Annotated in this window: 17 protein-coding genes; 3 read left to right on the top strand and 14 right to left on the bottom strand. The window is 44.7% G+C overall.

Annotation, left to right across the window (positions count from 1 at the left end):
* The first annotated feature begins 44 nt into the window (after positions 1-44).
* Complete coding sequence (locus OAG1_RS04835) at positions 45-782, top strand: outer membrane protein assembly factor BamD (protein WP_016401298.1); 738 nt, start codon at positions 45-47, stop codon at positions 780-782.
* Positions 783-842: 60 nt separating this feature from the next.
* Here OAG1_RS04835 and OAG1_RS04830 read toward each other — a convergent pair whose 3' ends face one another.
* On the bottom strand, positions 843-1,181 hold the full coding sequence (locus OAG1_RS04830) for a P-II family nitrogen regulator (RefSeq protein ID WP_016401299.1): 339 nt from the start codon (positions 1,179-1,181) through the stop codon (positions 843-845).
* Between the two features lie 334 nt (positions 1,182-1,515).
* Here OAG1_RS04830 and OAG1_RS04825 point away from each other — a divergent pair, with 334 nt between their 5' ends.
* The gene (locus tag OAG1_RS04825; RefSeq protein WP_338624446.1) at positions 1,516-2,037 is read left to right on the top strand and encodes a GspH/FimT family pseudopilin; all 522 of its coding nucleotides are present in this window, start codon (positions 1,516-1,518) and stop codon (positions 2,035-2,037) included.
* Positions 2,038-2,063: 26 nt separating this feature from the next.
* Here OAG1_RS04825 and OAG1_RS04820 read toward each other — a convergent pair whose 3' ends face one another.
* The 12 genes from OAG1_RS04820 to murJ all read right to left on the bottom strand — a co-directional run bounded on the left by OAG1_RS04820 (position 2,064) and on the right by murJ (position 16,032).
* A complete protein-coding gene (locus OAG1_RS04820; RefSeq protein ID WP_040307052.1) occupies positions 2,064-2,375 on the bottom strand; it encodes a hypothetical protein in 312 nt (103 codons plus the stop codon).
* A complete protein-coding gene (locus OAG1_RS04815) occupies positions 2,359-2,790 on the bottom strand; it encodes a type IV pilin protein (protein ID WP_338624443.1) in 432 nt (143 codons plus the stop codon). The genes OAG1_RS04820 and OAG1_RS04815 overlap by 17 nt, the downstream gene beginning before the upstream one ends.
* Positions 2,791-6,525, bottom strand: a complete 3,735-nt coding sequence (locus OAG1_RS04810; RefSeq protein ID WP_338624440.1) for a PilC/PilY family type IV pilus protein — start codon at positions 6,523-6,525, stop codon at positions 2,791-2,793.
* 56 nt (positions 6,526-6,581) lie between these two features.
* Entirely contained in the window at positions 6,582-7,043 is a 462-nt protein-coding gene (locus tag OAG1_RS04805; protein WP_338624438.1) for a hypothetical protein, read from the bottom strand.
* A complete protein-coding gene (locus tag OAG1_RS04800; protein WP_338624436.1) occupies positions 7,043-8,053 on the bottom strand; it encodes a PilW family protein in 1,011 nt (336 codons plus the stop codon). Before OAG1_RS04800 ends, OAG1_RS04805 begins: the two co-directional genes overlap by 1 nt.
* The gene (pilV, locus tag OAG1_RS04795) at positions 8,050-8,610 is read right to left on the bottom strand and encodes a type IV pilus modification protein PilV (RefSeq protein WP_338624434.1); all 561 of its coding nucleotides are present in this window, start codon (positions 8,608-8,610) and stop codon (positions 8,050-8,052) included. The genes OAG1_RS04800 and pilV overlap by 4 nt, the downstream gene beginning before the upstream one ends.
* A 130-nt stretch (positions 8,611-8,740) precedes the next feature.
* Positions 8,741-9,685, bottom strand: a complete 945-nt coding sequence (gene ispH / locus OAG1_RS04790) for a 4-hydroxy-3-methylbut-2-enyl diphosphate reductase (RefSeq protein ID WP_249483306.1) — start codon at positions 9,683-9,685, stop codon at positions 8,741-8,743.
* Between the two features lie 9 nt (positions 9,686-9,694).
* A complete protein-coding gene (fkpB, locus tag OAG1_RS04785; RefSeq protein ID WP_016401308.1) occupies positions 9,695-10,120 on the bottom strand; it encodes an FKBP-type peptidyl-prolyl cis-trans isomerase in 426 nt (141 codons plus the stop codon).
* A complete protein-coding gene (gene lspA, locus OAG1_RS04780) occupies positions 10,117-10,629 on the bottom strand; it encodes a signal peptidase II (protein WP_152784507.1) in 513 nt (170 codons plus the stop codon). Before lspA ends, fkpB begins: the two co-directional genes overlap by 4 nt.
* On the bottom strand, positions 10,622-13,453 hold the full coding sequence (gene ileS / locus OAG1_RS04775; RefSeq protein ID WP_338624428.1) for an isoleucine--tRNA ligase: 2,832 nt from the start codon (positions 13,451-13,453) through the stop codon (positions 10,622-10,624). Before ileS ends, lspA begins: the two co-directional genes overlap by 8 nt.
* Before the next feature lie 20 nt (positions 13,454-13,473).
* On the bottom strand, positions 13,474-14,412 hold the full coding sequence (gene ribF, locus OAG1_RS04770; protein ID WP_338624426.1) for a bifunctional riboflavin kinase/FAD synthetase: 939 nt from the start codon (positions 14,410-14,412) through the stop codon (positions 13,474-13,476).
* Between the two features lie 42 nt (positions 14,413-14,454).
* Positions 14,455-16,032, bottom strand: coding sequence for a murein biosynthesis integral membrane protein MurJ (gene murJ, locus OAG1_RS04765; RefSeq protein WP_338624422.1), 1,578 nt, complete (start codon positions 16,030-16,032; stop codon positions 14,455-14,457).
* Positions 16,033-16,270: 238 nt separating this feature from the next.
* Between murJ and rpsT the strand changes: the two genes are divergently transcribed.
* Positions 16,271-16,531 (top strand): 30S ribosomal protein S20, encoded by a 261-nt coding sequence (gene rpsT, locus OAG1_RS04760; RefSeq protein WP_152784499.1) that lies wholly within the window; start codon positions 16,271-16,273, stop codon positions 16,529-16,531.
* Between the two features lie 65 nt (positions 16,532-16,596).
* Here rpsT and OAG1_RS04755 read toward each other — a convergent pair whose 3' ends face one another.
* Positions 16,597-16,890, bottom strand: a complete 294-nt coding sequence (locus tag OAG1_RS04755; protein ID WP_016401314.1) for a metalloregulator ArsR/SmtB family transcription factor — start codon at positions 16,888-16,890, stop codon at positions 16,597-16,599.
* Between the last annotated feature and the right edge of the window lie 126 nt (positions 16,891-17,016).

The following is a 17,016-nucleotide window of genomic DNA, read 5'->3' as shown; positions in this document are numbered from 1 at the left end:
TGTTATTTGGTTATCACAGAAACAACAAAGACGATTTTTAGTCCATGATGCGCGTTTATAAGCAAACAATTTCAGTAATACTGCTCGGCTTGATGCTTGGAGCTTGTTCTTCTAATTCAAAAGAAAAGCCAAAGATCCCTGACAAACCAGCGTCGGAGCTATACGCTGAAGCCCAAACAGCGATCAACAATGGCGCGTTTACCGATGCAGTTGAGAACTTAGAAGCCTTAGATACGCGCTATCCTTTTGGCCCCTACTCTAATCAAGTACAGCTTGACCTTATCTACGTATATTACAAACGTAGTGATACAGCGATGGCTTTAGCTAGCACCGACCGTTTTATTCGCAATAACCCAACCCACAGTGAGTTAGATTACGTCTATTACATGCGCGGGCTTACCAATATGGCGGCAGACTACAACTTATTCCAAAGCGTTGTTGGTATTGATCGTTTTGACCGAGACCCAAGCTTTTCTCGCCAAGCTTTCAACGACTTTAAGACCTTGATTAATCGTTATCCGCACAGTGATTATGCTGCAGATGCCAAGCAGCGCATGGTTCACTTAAAAGATAACCTAGCCCGCTACGAAGTATCGGTGGCGCGTTACTACATTAAACGTGAAGCGTATATTGGTGCGGTAAATCGCGCTCGCTATGTGATTGAGAACTTCTCTGATACTCCATCTGCACGCGATGCACTTAAAGTGATGGAAGATGGCTATAAGGCTCTAGGCATTACCGATAAAGCAGAGCAAACCGCATTAATACTTAGTGTGAATTAATATTGACTAAGCATAAAAAAGGCGAGCTAAGAGCTCGCCTTTTTTATATCTGGGTATGCGTTAAATCGCATCTTCGTTTTCTTCACCAGTACGTATACGGATAACGCGGTCTACATCGCGAACAAAGATCTTACCATCGCCAATCTTGCCAGTTTGCGCAGTTTGCACAATGGCTTCAATACAACGCTCTAGATCATCTTTTTGAACGACTAGCTCTAGCTTCATTTTTGGCAAGAAGTCTACTTTGTACTCAGCGCCACGGTAAAGCTCAGTGTGGCCTTTTTGTCGACCAAAGCCTTTTACTTCGGTAACTGTCATACCCGTAATACCAATATCAGCTAAAGCTTCGCGAACATCATCCATTTTAAATGGCTTGATAATTGCCGTGACTTGCTTCATGTGTACTTCCTTTTATTTATCATTTTGTTGAGTATCTATGTCCTTACTTTAAGCCAAGCGCGCGCATGTGACAACGTTATACACTTAGCTTAATCAGGGAATTGGCTAAAAAACACCACTCGGCTCACGCAAAATCAATATCTTAGCTGAATTTTGCCGACTTAAACGTCATCGCAAGAATCTTCAATTGAATCAATGGCTCACCTTTTTCAATCAGTCCTTGGCTTTATTCATCGAACTTACCACACACTTCGTACAAAAAATCCCTCTGTAGCTGCAGACCCGCCATAAGCGTATACACTTACAGTAAAGACTTGAGTTAAGAGTGCCTTAATTGACTAAGCAAACTGGATTCACCTTACTTGAATTAATGATAACCATTGCAATTGCGGTGGTATTACTCGGTATCGGCGTACCCAGTATGAACAGTTTGTTTCAGTCGATGGCAGCGGATGCATCTAGCAACCGGATGATGCGAGAAGTGCGTTTTGCTCGTAGCCAAGCAATAAACCTTAATCAACGTGTAGTTGTTTGTGCCCTAAAGGCCAATGGCAGCGACTGTGGCGGAGAAGTGAATTCTGGTTTAACGGTATTCGCCGATGATAATAACAACGGGAAACTAGATAGTGGTGAAAAAGTGCTACTGGCAGCGGAACCATTTACTAAGGCTGGCAATATCGACTTTAAAGGAGCAATAGATTCATTTTCTTTTCAGAGCGATGGTTTAATTGCCGGGGCTTCGGGAAGCCTCTACTTTTGTTCAAATGATAATAGCTACATTGATGGTGTAGTTATCTCAAAAGGCGGCAATATTCGTTTTATCACCGATAGTGAAAAAAGCAGCTGCCCTATCTAAGCCTGTGACTGAGCTCCTCACTCTAATTAATATTCAAGTTCTGCAAATCGTACATTGGCAATATCACTACTAAACTCACTGTTAAATTCAACACATTCAATCTGAGAAATACTGCCAAACTTTTGGGCGCTAGCGGTGTGATTGGTATACCGCTGTTTAATTTCCGCTGTAATCTCTGCTATTGAATCTAGATCTTTAGGCGAAGCTATTACCACTTGATCATAACCTGTGGAGCCAGCCATGTAGCACTTAACGGTAATCGCCCAGCTTGAAGACATGGGCAAAATCAAACATAAGAAAATAGCTAAACCTTTCATAAGATCACCAACAATCAGCATTTGAATTTCCCGACGAATCCTCAGCAGACTTGCTGCCCTCATCATCGATAGAGAAAATTTTACAATCGGTATCAGCACTAAGTTGAGTACCTAAAGCAGTCGCCTTAGCTGTAAATGTACTAGCCGCAGCAGAACTACTTAGCGTAATGGCATAATAGCCATTCTCGGTGTTATAAGAGCTTGCACCAGACGCAGCCAAGCTCAAGCTGGCAAGGTTAGCTGCATAACTCGCATTATCGGCGTAATACTGTTCTTGTAATACCGCTAAGGTGGCTAGTTCTTTTTGGGCCTCACTGCGCCGAGATTCGGCGACAAATGACGTATAAGCAGGGTAAGCTACCGCCGCCAATATGGCGACAATAGCTACCGCAATCATGAGCTCCATTAACGTGACACCGCGCATCGAGTATTTCATTTAGCCCTCATCAAAATAGAAGTAAATTTGTTTTGGACTCATGTCCATATTGGCTTCTCTTGAGCCTTCCTTACACTCGCCGGCATTTTCACAAGTATGATCATTGTTTTCATCTTGATCATCAAACTCTAGCTCTTCACCAGGGTCACCACCAAAAACTCGTACCACAGACTCACCTTGCTCATCCTCGCCAGAGTGAATAATCAAATCATCGGGTACTTTATTATCTACATCATAGTAGCGACTGTTATTGATACTGGTACCTATGTGCATATCTACAGCATAAGTGCGACCTTTACCGATGGTGGGAATAGTACATGTTGCCGAGTTAGTGGTTTCTGGAATGAACGAAGTGAAATACAACTCACCACCTAATACCAAAGCCGCTCCCAAGGACTTTTCGCCGTCCTCAACCAAGTTATATACCCAACCTTTGGAAGCACCCAGCGCAATGAGCTGTGTTTCAATGGCGCTTTCATCACTTAATGCACCAATAGGATCACTGGTAATGTTGTATAAATCATTAGAAACAATAGCTACTGGCTGAGCATCGTCGTCAAGCGCGCCAAAATCGGTAACTTGAACATTATAATCGCGGAACATATAGAAGCGGTTATCTACTCCATCGGGATCTTTATCACTCACCGGTTTAGTTCTGTCGCCCGTTCCGATTAATACGGCATCGTAGGGTATTTGCTGAGAGTCAGTAATGGTTACTTGGTCATCCCCTTGTCCGGTAGTGATGCGAGTGAGCTTTTTCAGGTAGGTTCTTACAATAACCGGCTCGGTAAAGAACTTACGTTTATCGGTAACGACAGAGCTATCACTAATGCTCGCTAAAGCAGTCATTTTCCACTTTGATTGGGTGGCTGAAAACAAATCCACTCGCCATACTTGGCCTCCGGTATCGCCAAAGTACAAGCGGTCAATATTTCCATCCCCATCACTATCTAAAGTCGCGACTTTAGCAGGAACGCTGTGAGTCAGGCGGTCATCATCTCCCGGTGTAATGCTCCACACTAAACTGCCATCTAAAGCATCAACAATAAATACACCACGGCCTCGATCATCATCACCAGGAGTAGCTAAATCTTGGTTGGTATCATAACCACCACCAAATATAACTACCGGATTACTATGGCCCGGTACATAACCTACTGTAGGCTGAGACCAACTTTGTCCAAGCTCAGACATACCGGTGCTGGAACTATCAATCCGCCACAACATTTTGGGTAGGTCAGGCTTAGTCAAGTCCATCGCATAATAAGCATCCCCACCACGGCGTAGTCCGGTAAACACCAGTACTTTGTCACCACTGCTGCTGTACTTGCCATCATTGTCGGCATCTTTGAGGAATACAGTTGGAGTGCCGTCTATCCCATATACATGTTGCGAGCTTGCTATGTTACTGCGCAAGGTAAGCTGCCTGCCTAGTAGCTCATAGGGGAAAAATGCCCAGCTTTCTGTAACACTTGAGCCGGTATCTTTAAACATATGCATAGCACCACCATTGGTACCTACAATGATTCTTATGTCCATGTCGTCGGGATCAGTGCTGTCCGCTGCTGCGCCACTGCGTAAACCGTAGTTAATGACTAAGGGACGAGAATGCAGCGGATCGCCCATTAAGTCACTGCGAATAGTAGTACTGGTATCTCCGTCATCATTATCTACATCAGTACCACGGATCCAACTTACATGCTCAACAATATCGTCTTCAACAACACCAAGTTGGTTAGCCAAATCGGCATTGCTACCCGCCTTTGTGACCAGATTGTTGGTAGTTAAAGTGGTGAAGCTTCCGCTATCAGTTTGATTGAAATACACCATTCGCGCGTCATTGCTGAGTAAGGTTTCAGAGACCCCTCCTAGCTCTACGTTGTTGCCATCTTTGACTGAAGACCAAAATGTTTTGGCTTCGTCGATGATAGAACCATCTGCACCAATAGCAGGATTCCCATTTTGATCTGCCATGTAGCCTTCAGAAGACAGTTCCAGCTTTTTCAAGTTGCCTCGCCAACGTGGATTAAGTGAAGGCTTGAACATGGCGTAATAAACTCTATCTAGAGTACGAGTACGGTCAAAATTGTTGCTGGTTACAGCGGGAGAAACCAAAGAAGAACTCTCTTCATAGATTCCGATTAAGGCTTGACGAAAAGCGGCTTCTAAAGAGACGCCATCTTCGGCAGGATAAAAGCGCCCTTGCGCATTTTCGGCAGTAGCAGTTAACATTGCCGTGCCGCCTTCGATAACATCTTCACCAAAACCAATAGTAGATATTTTTGCGTACTGCCTACCCGTCATGTTGGGGTTAACATCGTTGGTATTCATCCATTTAGATAGTACTGGTAAATACGAGGTTTCGCTGCCAGTGCCAAAACCAACTGGATCCTTCCAAGTACAACCATTAACCGTGGTGGCATTATCACAACCAAATACATTGTCGGTATTAATTGGCAGATTTTTAACATTTTGATTTTCACCAGCATCAACACTCGGTGTGCCATCGGTGACGTAAATGATGTTGATTGAGCTATCGCATCCCACTTCATAGGGAGATAAATACGTATTTGTTCCTCCGGAGGACGTCTCAATAGTTTTATCTCGATCGTTTTTCTCGTTGTTATTCCCCCTTTCTCCATAATCTACCGCTTCTCCAGCAAAGTAATGTTTGGCCTCCATTAGCGTCTCTACTAGCGGGGTTCCGCCATCGGCAGTGAGCTCTATAATATCAGATATAAGATCCTGATTATCATCTGAGGCTTGAATCCCCCGAATCACCCTGCCGCCGTCGTTAGAGCGATTAAACACCATCAAACCAAATTTAACCCCATTAATGGTACTTAAAGCATTTTCCATTGCTTCTTGAGCAATTTCGATACGAGGTCGAGTAGTAGTTGCATCTGAATGATGATACCAACGTAGGTAATTTGCAGAATAAAGCGTAATTAAATAACCATCATCAAATGAGTCTTTGGTGGTTTGCTCTGCATCGGTTTTATTTAGAGTATAGAAGTCATCAGTGTTATTTCCTGCACCATTTATTGGGTAGCCCTGCGGAGCATCTACATAAGAGTTATTACTCTCGCGATATTGACCGGGGTTAATTGTGGAAACGACTTTATCCACAAAACTCCCGTCGGAAGCCTGCAGTTTTACCGTAAATGAGCGCGGGTCTCCTTCGTCATCCAGTAAACGACCATCACTCGCATCACTACTAAGTTCATAATCATCCATGCAATCAAGAACGGTATAGTTTGCCCCATTGTTTAGGCGAACGTCGTCCCATGAGCCAGTGCCACCTTGCACCCGGTGCTCACGAAAGTAACCAGTAAAAATACCGTTTTTAGCTAAGGCTTCATAAGATGCTGCGCAATTATTAATGTCCCAGATAAACCGGCGGTCATCATTGGCACCAGTGGGAATATACGAGCCATCAACACCGTTAACCGTAAAATAGATGAAATCATTATCTAGGCTGTTTTGAGAGCTAACCGCAATAGGATAATCTTGGTAACTAACATCGCCATTACTGTCGCGGTTGTATCCTTGGCGAGTGGTTATATTCCAAGCCATACTGCCCGAGGTATCAAATATAATTAACACCTTCGGGTCAGCCGAACTCAAGCTATTAAAATCAAATAAAAATAGCTCAGTATCGTCAGCCCAAACTGGAAGAGTTACCGCTGCGGAACACAACCATGCAAGCAGTCCCGACTTTAACCGACCGTTCATCTGCTCTCTCCTTGTTGCCTTGCCTGCAAACTATGCAAGCGGCTTTACCGTTTTGGCTATAGCATCGGCTGCTCTATACCGGCAGCTATTGACGTTGAAGCTCGATTAGCCTTTCCATATGTTTTTGTTGCATCTACTCGTACGTAGCGACACTGCGTAATGGCGTTATTGCTACTGGCGGTAAAACTACGCGCACACACGCTGTCTACCGTATGAATCATGGTACCGTCAGCCCCGGTTACCATGGTTGACACAGCCATCGATGCGGCAGGTGCCATAGCGCCAATCACCCCTTGAAGATTAGGCTCAATAATTAACTCATTCATTTCGCCTTCAAGTAAGTGCTCTGCCCCTACCCGATCTCCCATCGCTGACACTACTTTTAGCCCTTGGTTAGCACTACTTAACAACACCCCACCTAAAAAGCTTAAAATGAGCAAAAATAACATTGCCACAAACAAAGCGGCCCCTTGCTGGCTTTTGGCTTTATTTTGGCTAAGCAAAACAGTTAGTTGCATCAATACACCATGTTTCTTAGTGATACCACCGACTCAAATAAGGCCCGTCGATAATGATCGTTAGCAGCAGCGACACTCAAATCGCCTAATTCGTAGCTATTCCCATTAGTATAGTTTTTATCCTCGGTTAAGGAGCGAACCAACAAAAATACTTTAGCGCCAATCACTCTGCCTTCACTCCATTGTTGAGGTGTCACGTTGTCTGAGGAGACAAAGTCATTCACCACACCATCTTGAGTGGTATCGGTATCAACTCCCAGCAATATGCGCATCCGCTCGATGCCTTCCACCAAGGGACCAGATCCCAAGATTTGCATACCACTGTTATTATCCAGATATAACTGACGAAGCACCGGCAAACCTGACTGAGCGCTCACATCCAGATAGTAAACAATATGCTGGTATTCCCATATTTGCCTGCCAGGCATTACTGTCTCGGTAGGCCAAGGGTCTGCAGAGGTAAATATTTGGGCACTGGCTGCATTTGCGGCAAAGTAGTAGCGGTCAGAATCTAATTCCCCCGCAGATTGAATGGGTGAGCCAATCACTCTTTTGATGCCAATAACATCTGAATCTACAACCAAATTACTGCGGCTACTCACGCAACTGTATTGGCCATTAAGAGAGTTTGAGCTATTTATCTGTCCTACAAACAAGGAGCTAAATCGGCCATCCACAGAGGGAAAGGAACCTTCTGGAGTACTACCAATCCAGTCTATTGTGCAATCATTAGCTGCGGTAACATCGGTGGCGACTAGCTCAACGCCAGAGCCGCGAACCATTGGATTACCGGTATACTCCCCAAAAAAACCCACCATTCTTAAATCACGAGTAATCAAGTGCATGGCTATTCTGCCACTCTCCATCAATTGCTCACTATGGTAGGTTGATTCGGTACTGCGCTGCGAGGCGACCAAAAAACTACTAATCCCTGCAGTTAAGAATAGTCCGATCACAATGGCAATTAGCCATTCAATAAGGGTAAAGCCCTGCTGAGAATGCCTAATCATGAGGCCACCCGCGTCGTTAAGGCCATTTTGCGGCGTTTATCTGACTGTGCTCCACAGTTGGCTGTAACCGTATTACTGCTGGTAATGCCACTAAAAGACTGCCTCGATAACCAAGTAACCACCACGGTAAGCTCTCCATTAGCGCTTAACAATACGCAACCATTTGGCTTAACTAAGCCGCCCTTAGCACCTGCTGCTTTGGCATAGAGGCCATACTCCCAATGGTAAAGATCGTAATTCACTACATCGGCAAGACTACAAGCGGTCATCAAACCACTATCCTCGGCGCAAGCGGGTTTTGCTCTGGCGGTTTGACCATCACCTACGGTAACAGTGGCGGGGTTATTTGCTTGCCAAGCAATATGATTAAGGCGAACCCGCTCTACCATGTCTTCAGCTAAAATCATGGCAACGGTACGTTGATGGGTCTCGAAACTTGAGCGCTTGGCAACCGCTTGCATAGCAACAACCGCTAGCAAACCTACCGCCAATATAAAAGAGGTGATAATAACTTCAATCAGAGTAAACCCTCTGATTTTTGAGTATTTTAGTTGCATCCCAACCTACCCATCCTTGATGCTTTGTGGCCTTCGATAGCTGTGCCTTCCGAAGCGAGCAATTAATTAGGGTATAGCGCAAAAAAGAAGGCTATGCCTTCTTTTTTGGTTTAGTTGAGAGATGACTCAGTTAGCTGGTTTGAGTAACTCTAAGCTCTGCGGGGACTTCAAAAATGGTGTTTTCTTCGCGGCCAGGGTTTTCAACAACGGTTACTCCGCCCATTGCTTTAAGTCCAGAAACCACCTCTTGCACCAGCACCTCAGGAGCTGAAGCTCCAGCTGTAACACCAATGCGACTATCGGCTTTAAACCACTGGCAATTAATGTCGCTAACGCCATCAATAAGGTAGGCAGCTGCACCTGACTTCTCAGCTTTTTCACGCAGTCGGTTAGAGTTAGAAGAGTTTTTCGACCCCACTACCAATACCACGTCAGATTTTTCTGCCAAATCTTTCACCGCATCTTGGCGGTTCTGGGTGGCATAACAAATATCGTCTTTACGAGGCCCTTGAATTTCTGGAAAAGTCACACGTAATGCGTCGATGATCGCGGAGGTATCGTCAACCGACAGAGTAGTTTGAGTACAGTAAAACAACTGCTCAGGTTTCTTAACCTGCAGCTTAGCAACATCTTCTACCGTTTCTACCAAGTAAATACCACCGTCAGCGTTGTCATATTGGCCCATAGTGCCATTAACTTCAGGGTGGCCATGGTGACCAATCAAAATACACTCAATGCCTTTACGGCTGGCGCGAGTAACTTCCATGTGCACTTTAGTTACGAGTGGGCAGGTAGCATCGAAGATTTTAAGATCACGTTGTTTGGCTTCTGCACGTACAGCTTGAGACACGCCATGAGCGCTAAAGATACAAATACTGCCTTCTGGCACATCGCTAAGTTCATCAACAAACTCAGCACCACGTTTACGTAAACCATCTACTACATAGCGGTTATGAACCACTTCATGGCGAACATAGATAGGCGCTCCAAACATTTCTAAAGCACGTTCAACTATAGAAATAGCGCGGTCAACACCAGCGCAAAAACCGCGAGGATTAGCTAACAGTATTTCCACTATCGCTCCTTAATTAACCGCTAAAATTTCTACTTCAAATATAACCGTTTGGCCAGCCAACGGATGATTAAAATCTACCGTCACTGAATCACCGGTTACTTCACGCACAATGCCCGGAATTTCACTTCCATCAGGCTGAGCAAACGCAATAATACTGCCTTCTTCGGCAGGTGCTTCATCACCAAACTTGCTGCGCTCAAAGTACTTAATGTTATCCGGATTGCTTTGGCCAAAGGCTTGCTCGGCATTAAGTTCAAATTGGCTTTTATCACCCGTTTTCAAACCCAATAAACACGCTTCAAAGCCTTCGGTTAGGCTACCATCACCCATTACCAGTTGAGCTGGCTTTGGATAGTTATAAGTACTTTCGGCAATCGATCCATCGCTTAACTTCAATACAAAATGAAGTTCTACTTTGCTTCCTTGCTGAATCATTTAGTTTCCTTGGCTTGCGGCGACAAAAAGCTATCTAACACTAACAATACCGCACCCACACAAATGGCTGAGTCAGCAACGTTAAAAGATGGCCAATGGTAACTGCCTACGTAAAAATCGAGGAAGTCGATAACATAGCCAAACACTACGCGGTCAAATACGTTACCAATTGCTCCGCCTAATACTAAGGCGTAAGCAATGGCTGGCCACTTTTGCTCGGCGGGTGTTTTTTTCATCCACCACACCAGCAAACCACTCACAAAAAGAGCTATGGCAGTAAAAAACCAACGTTGCCAGCCACCGGCATCACTTAAAAAGCTAAAAGCTGCACCGTAGTTTCGAACCGAAACCAAATTAAAGAATGGCGTTACCGCTACCGATTCATATAAATCGAAGGTTTTAGCAATGGCAAACTTGGTAACTTGGTCAACAATGAATACCACCACACTTAACCACAACCAGCGTAAACCAGTGCTATTTGTTTTACTTACTACAGCGTCGTTATGCATAGCTACGAGACTCACCTTCACCCGCGACGTTGGTTACACAGCGACCACACAAGCTTGGGTGCTCAGCGTTTTGACCAACATCTTCGCGGTGGTGCCAACAACGGTCACATTTCGCGGCTTCGGCTACTTCTACGGTAACTTTAAGGTTATCCAACTCAGTAGCAGCGGCATTATCACCCGCTTCACTTAAAGCCTGTAAGCTTACATCTGAAGTTAACAATACAAAGCGTAACTCATCACCCAACTGGCTTAACACTTGCTCTAGCTGGCTATCTACATACAGCGTTACTTTAGCCTCTAAGGTGCCACCAATTTTCTTGTCGCGGCGTGCTTGCTCGAGGTTCTTATTCACTTCATCACGAATAGTGATCAGTTGAGCCCAGAATGCATCATTCATTTTGCTATCTTGTGATAGCGCAGTTAAGCCTTCGTACCACGCTTCAGTGAATACAAACTCACTACGTTCACCAGGTAATGCTTGCCAAATCTCGTCAGCGGTAAAGCTTAAGATAGGTGCAATCCAGCGGGTTAACGCTTCAGCGATGTGGAATAGTGCCGTTTGACAAGAGCGTCGTGCTAGGCCATCGGCTTTTGCGGTGTACTGACGATCTTTAATGATGTCTAAATAGAAACTACCTAGTTCAATTGAACAGAAGTGCATTAGCTTTTGGTAAACAACGTGGAACTGGTATTGCTCGTAAGCTTCTACAATTTCTTGTTGAACAGCGGCTGCTCGACCCACTACCCAGCGGTCAAGCTCTACCATGTCTTCACTTGCCACTAAATGCTGCTCAGGTTCAAACCCGGCTAAGTTAGCCAATAAGAAACGCGAGGTATTACGAATACGGCGATAAGCATCAGCGCTACGTTTGAATACTTCGTCCGATACGCTCATTTCAGCGGTGTAGTTAGTAGATGCAATCCACAAACGTAAGATGTCTGAACCTAGTTTGTTCCAAACATCCTGCGGAGCGATACCATTACCTAATGATTTAGAGAACTTATGGCCATTAGCATCAACGGTGAAACCATGAGTAAGAACTTGCTGGTAAGGCGCTTTGCCGTTAATTGCAGTAGCAATCATTAGTGATGACTGGAACCAACCGCGGTGTTGGTCAGAGCCTTCTAAGTACATATCTGCAGCTTTACCGTTAAACTCTTCACGTGCAGCAACTACACTTGAGTGAGTTGAACCAGAGTCAAACCATACATCTAGCGTATCTTCTACTTTGCGGTACTGCTCGGCTTCATCGCCCAGTAGTTCAGTAGCATCTAGATCCCACCAAGCCTGAATACCGCTTTGCTCAACACGTTTAGCGACGTCTTCCATTAACTCTACCGCACGAGGGTGTAGTTCGTTAGTTTCGCGGTGCACAAACAATGCAATCGGTACGCCCCACGTACGTTGGCGAGAGATACACCAATCTGGGCGATTCTCTACCATGCTTTCGATACGGCTTTGACCCCAATCTGGGATCCACTGGGTTTTCTCGATTTCTTGCATCGCTTGCTTACGCAAACCATTTTGGTCCATGCTCACAAACCACTGCGGCGTAGCACGGAAAATAATAGGGGTTTTGTGGCGCCAGCAATGTGGGTAGCTATGACGGTAAGCATGGTGATGCAGCAGCGCGCCTGTTTCTTTAAGTTTTTCAACTACGTTGTCGTTAGCTTTAAATACATGCTGACCACCGAAAAATTCAGTATCGGCAAGGTAAACACCATTATCACCAACCGGGTTAGCCACTTCTAAATTGTACTTTTGGCCTACCGCGAAATCTTCTTGACCATGACCAGGAGCAGTGTGAACACAACCTGTACCTGATTCAGTAGTTACGTGGTCACCTAAAATAACCGGCACTTCAAAATCATAAAATGGGTGCTTAAGTTTAACTAACTCTAAGGCATCACCCTGGCAGTAACCTAAAGCATGGAAATGAGTTGCTCCAAAGCGCTCTACACACTCTTCCATTAGGTCGCGCGCCAGAATTAAACGCTCTTTGCCCGTTTCAGTTTCAATTTGAACTAACACATATTCAAGGTGAGCATTTAAGGCTACCGCACGGTTAGCAGGTAAAGTCCACGGCGTAGTGGTCCAAATAACTGCAGAGATTGGCCCTTCACCGGTCACGCCTTCAGGGTGATCAAATTTGGCTAATACGTCGGCTTCGTCAACAGCGGTAAAACGCACATCAATGGCAGGAGAGGTTTTATCTTCGTATTCAACTTCAGCTTCAGCAAGTGCACTGCCACAATCGGTACACCAGTGCACAGGTTTAGAACCTTGCAATAGGTGGCCATTATCGATGATTTTTGCCAAGGCACGGATGATGTTTGCTTCAGTATCGAAGTTCATGGTTAGGTAAGGGTTTTGCCAATCACCTAAAATGCCCATGCGGATAAAATCGTTGCGCTGACCATCAATTTGCTTAGCGGCGTAATCACGACACTTTTGACGAAACTCAGCAGCGGTCACTTTTTTGCCCGGCTTGCCAACTTTCTTTTCTACTTGTAGCTCAATAGGTAAACCGTGACAGTCCCAGCCAGGCACATAAGGAGAATCGTAGTCTGATAAAGTCTTCGACTTAATAATGATGTCTTTAAGCACCTTGTTAACCGCATGGCCAAGATGAATATTGCCGTTGGCGTATGGAGGGCCATCGTGCAAAATAAAGCTCTTCTTACCTTTTTTGGCCTGTCTAATTTGGCCGTACAGATCCTTTTCGCTCCAACGCTTAAGCATTGCAGGTTCGCGGTTGGCTAAATTACCACGCATCGGGAATTCAGTATCAGGTAGATTAAGAGTATCTTTATAGTCGCTCATCGAATCACTTTTCCAGTCAATTACTCTGCAAGGCCATAGTAGGCTTTTGCACGCTTAATATCGAGATTCACCTGAGCTTTAAGCGCATCAAGCGAATCAAATTTTTGTTCATCTCGTATTTTTAACTGCGGTTCAACCACTAATCGTTGGCCATACAGATTGGCGTCAAACTCAAACAAATGAGCTTCTACCAATAAATCCTTTCCTGCGGCGGTTGGCCGCCAGCCTATGTTAGCAATGCCTGAAAAGCGATGCTCTGGCTGATCTTGTATATAAGCTTTAACTGCAAACACCCCATGCAAGGGGCATACATGGCGGGCAACTTTTAAATTTGCCGTAGCAAAGCCCAATTGACGCCCCAACTTTTGGCCATGAATGACTTTGCCATTAAAGCTAAATTTTCTGCCTAGCAATTGAGCCACCGTTGAGAAATCGGCCTCGGCTAAATGCTGACGTAATAAGGTACTGCTCACTCGCTGCTGATTTAAGCAAAACGAATCAGTTGCTGTAAGCTCAAAACCGTACTGTTTTTTGGCCGCTTGTAAACTTGCGAAATTACCTTCTCGGCCTTTACCAAAGTGGAAGTCATCTCCCACTGCTAGGTATTTCACTCCCAGCAATTCAACCAATAACTGGCGAACAAAATAGTCAGCACTTTGTTGAGCAAACTCATGGCTAAAACGCACCACCAACAAGCGGTCTACACCTAAGCTTTTTAGTTGCTGGTACTTATCGCGAAATCGGCTAATTCGAGCGGGTGCTTTATCTTTAGCAAACACCTCAAGCGGTTGTGGCTCAAAAATCATCACCACAGCGGGTAAACTCCGCTGGCGAGCCTGTTCAACTAAACGCTTAATTACTTGTTGATGGCCTAAATGCACGCCATCAAAATTACCAATACTTAACGCACAGCCATAGTGACGCGCTTTAATGTTGCGTATTCCGCGAATTAACTCCATTCCCGCGCCTATTTCGTCAAAAACCGACGGATTATAGCTTGTTTAGTCCGCAGTTACAGCCCCGAAACTGCTTTTCAAGTGAGCTAATCTTATCCCCAAGCAAAATAGTAAAACCAAGTAGCTAATCACGGCCGCTGCTACACAGATTAAAAGTTGCCAAACACTGTCTATCCACGACAACGCAAACCATTGTTCAGCAAGAGGAGAAAGCCACACAATGAGTCCCCCCATCAATGTCGATGCCACTAAGATTTTAACAATACATACCAAGGTAGGAGAGCCGAGTTTGTAAACACCTTGTTTGTGTAAACCGCGATAAAGCAGGCTGGCATTAAGCAACGCCGATAAAGCAGTGGCAATAGCTAAACCCACATAACCATAAGGAATCGCGAAGATAAGGTTAAAGCCCATATTGCTCGCCATGGCGATAATGCCAATTTTCACCGGCGTTTTGGTATCTTGGCGCGAGTAATACCCTGGCGCTAATACCTTCACTAGCATGAAAAACAACAAGCCACCGCTATAAGCCATTAAGCTGTAGGAGGCGTTTAACACATCTTGTTGGTCAAAGGCGCCACGCATAAACAAGACTTGTAAAATTGGCTGACCAAGTAACGCCAAACCTACTGTGGCGGGTATACCCAAAAAACACACCATGCGCACTGCCCAGTCCATGGTTTGCTGAAACTGCTGCGGGCTTTTATCAACATGACGCTGCGATAAGCTAGGCAAAATCACGGTGGCAATGGCAATGCCAAACAAACCTAGGGGAAATTCCAACAAGCGATCGGAGTAGTACAGCCACGATATAGAGCCAGTGATTAGGAAACTGGCGATTAGGGTATCCAACAGCAAGTTTATTTGACTGACCGATACACCAAACAATGCAGGGATCATTAAGGTGCGAATTTTTACCACACCAGGATGTTTCCAGCCCCAGCTTGGCTTTTGCAACAACTTAAGCCTAAACAAGAAAGGTAATTGAAATAGAAACTGAATTAGCCCGCCGAAGAAAACTCCCATGGCCAAGCCAACCTCAGGTTGTTCTAGGTTTGGGGAAACAAATATCGCAAAACTAATCACTGCCACATTTAGCAATACAGGCGTGAATGCCGCCACGGCAAAACGACCAAATGCGTTAAGAATCGCGCCCGATAAACCGGTAAAGGTGACAAACCATAAATAGGGAAAAGTAATTTTAAGTAGAAAGGCCGACAGTTCAAACTTAGCAGCATCGGGGCCGTCGTTTAACCACGATATAAACCACCCCGTGCCAAATAGTGCTGCAATTAAAGGCGAACCAATAATGCCAAACAAGGTAACTATGGTAACGGCTAAGCCCAGCGTACCGCTAACTTTGGCGATAAGCTCTCTTACTTCGTCTTCAGAACTCTTTTGCTTGTATTCGGTAAGTACCGGTACAAATGCTTGGGCAAACGCGCCCTCGGCGAATAAGCGGCGCAAAAAGTTAGGAATTTTGTTGGCAAAGAAAAATACGTCGGCAGCAACACCCGCTCCCATTAAATTAGCAATGACCACATCACGAGCCAAACCTAATATGCGGGAAATCAGGGTCATAGCGCTAACAATGGCGCCAGATTTTAACAAGGTTTTACTCAATGCACTGTCCTGTTGCTAAATTACACAAATTCCTCTGCCCTAACATTAAAAATGCTGGTAGAATCGCGGCACAGTTTAACCGCCTATAAAGATCGATGCTACGGTCATGACGTTTAGTTAGGTTTTCCTTGCTTTGATATTTATACTTGGTTAAAAATTGTTTGACATAAACATGAAAAACGGGCATATTCCACGGCCTTTAAATTCATAATTCCAAGACAAAGTTCAGGAGTTACACTTGGCTAATATTAAGTCAGCTAAAAAACGCGCTATCCAAGCTGAAAAGCGTCGTCAACATAACGCTAGCCGTCGCTCTATGATGCGCACTAATTTGAAAAAAGTTATTGCAGCTATCGAAGCAGGCGATAAAGAAGCAGCTACAGCAGCATACCAAGCAGCTCAACCTATCTTAGACCGTTACGCGTCTAAAGGTTTGATCAGCAAAAATAAAGCAGCTCGTCATAAGAGCCGCATTGTTGCAAAAATCAACGCACTTTAATTTAAAGCGCTTGATGAAAAAAACCGGCCTAAGCCGGTTTTTTTATGTCTGCTATTTAGTGCTAATTACTTACAGTAAAGCTCATGTAGCTTCCCTAGAACTGCTTTAGCCTCTTCACTAGCGATTGAGTAGTAAATGGTTTGAGACTCCTTACGCGTGCTCACAAGCTGATCTTTTCGTAACCATGCTAAATGCTGAGATAACGCAGACTGACTTAAAGTGACTCGTTGGTTCAGTTCTCCTACCGTTAACTCACCTTCCACTAAGTGGCATAAAATCATTAAACGGCTTTCGTTTGCTAGCGCCTTTAACAATTTTAATGCAGGTTCAGCATTTTTTTGCATGTCTTGAATGTTCATCTTTCTACCTACTAACTCACTTAAGCCAAACTATACGTGAAATGGCTATAGCTCGCTAGGTTAAAGCTGAGCACATGGTTTTTGAGCGAAGCACAAAAAAGCCGCAATTAAGCGGCTTTAACGTTA

Source organism: Agarivorans sp. OAG1 (assembly GCF_037076485.1).
GTDB classification, from domain to species: Bacteria; Pseudomonadota; Gammaproteobacteria; order Enterobacterales; family Celerinatantimonadaceae; genus Agarivorans; species Agarivorans albus.
This window is presented reverse-complemented; position numbering and strand designations above follow the sequence as displayed.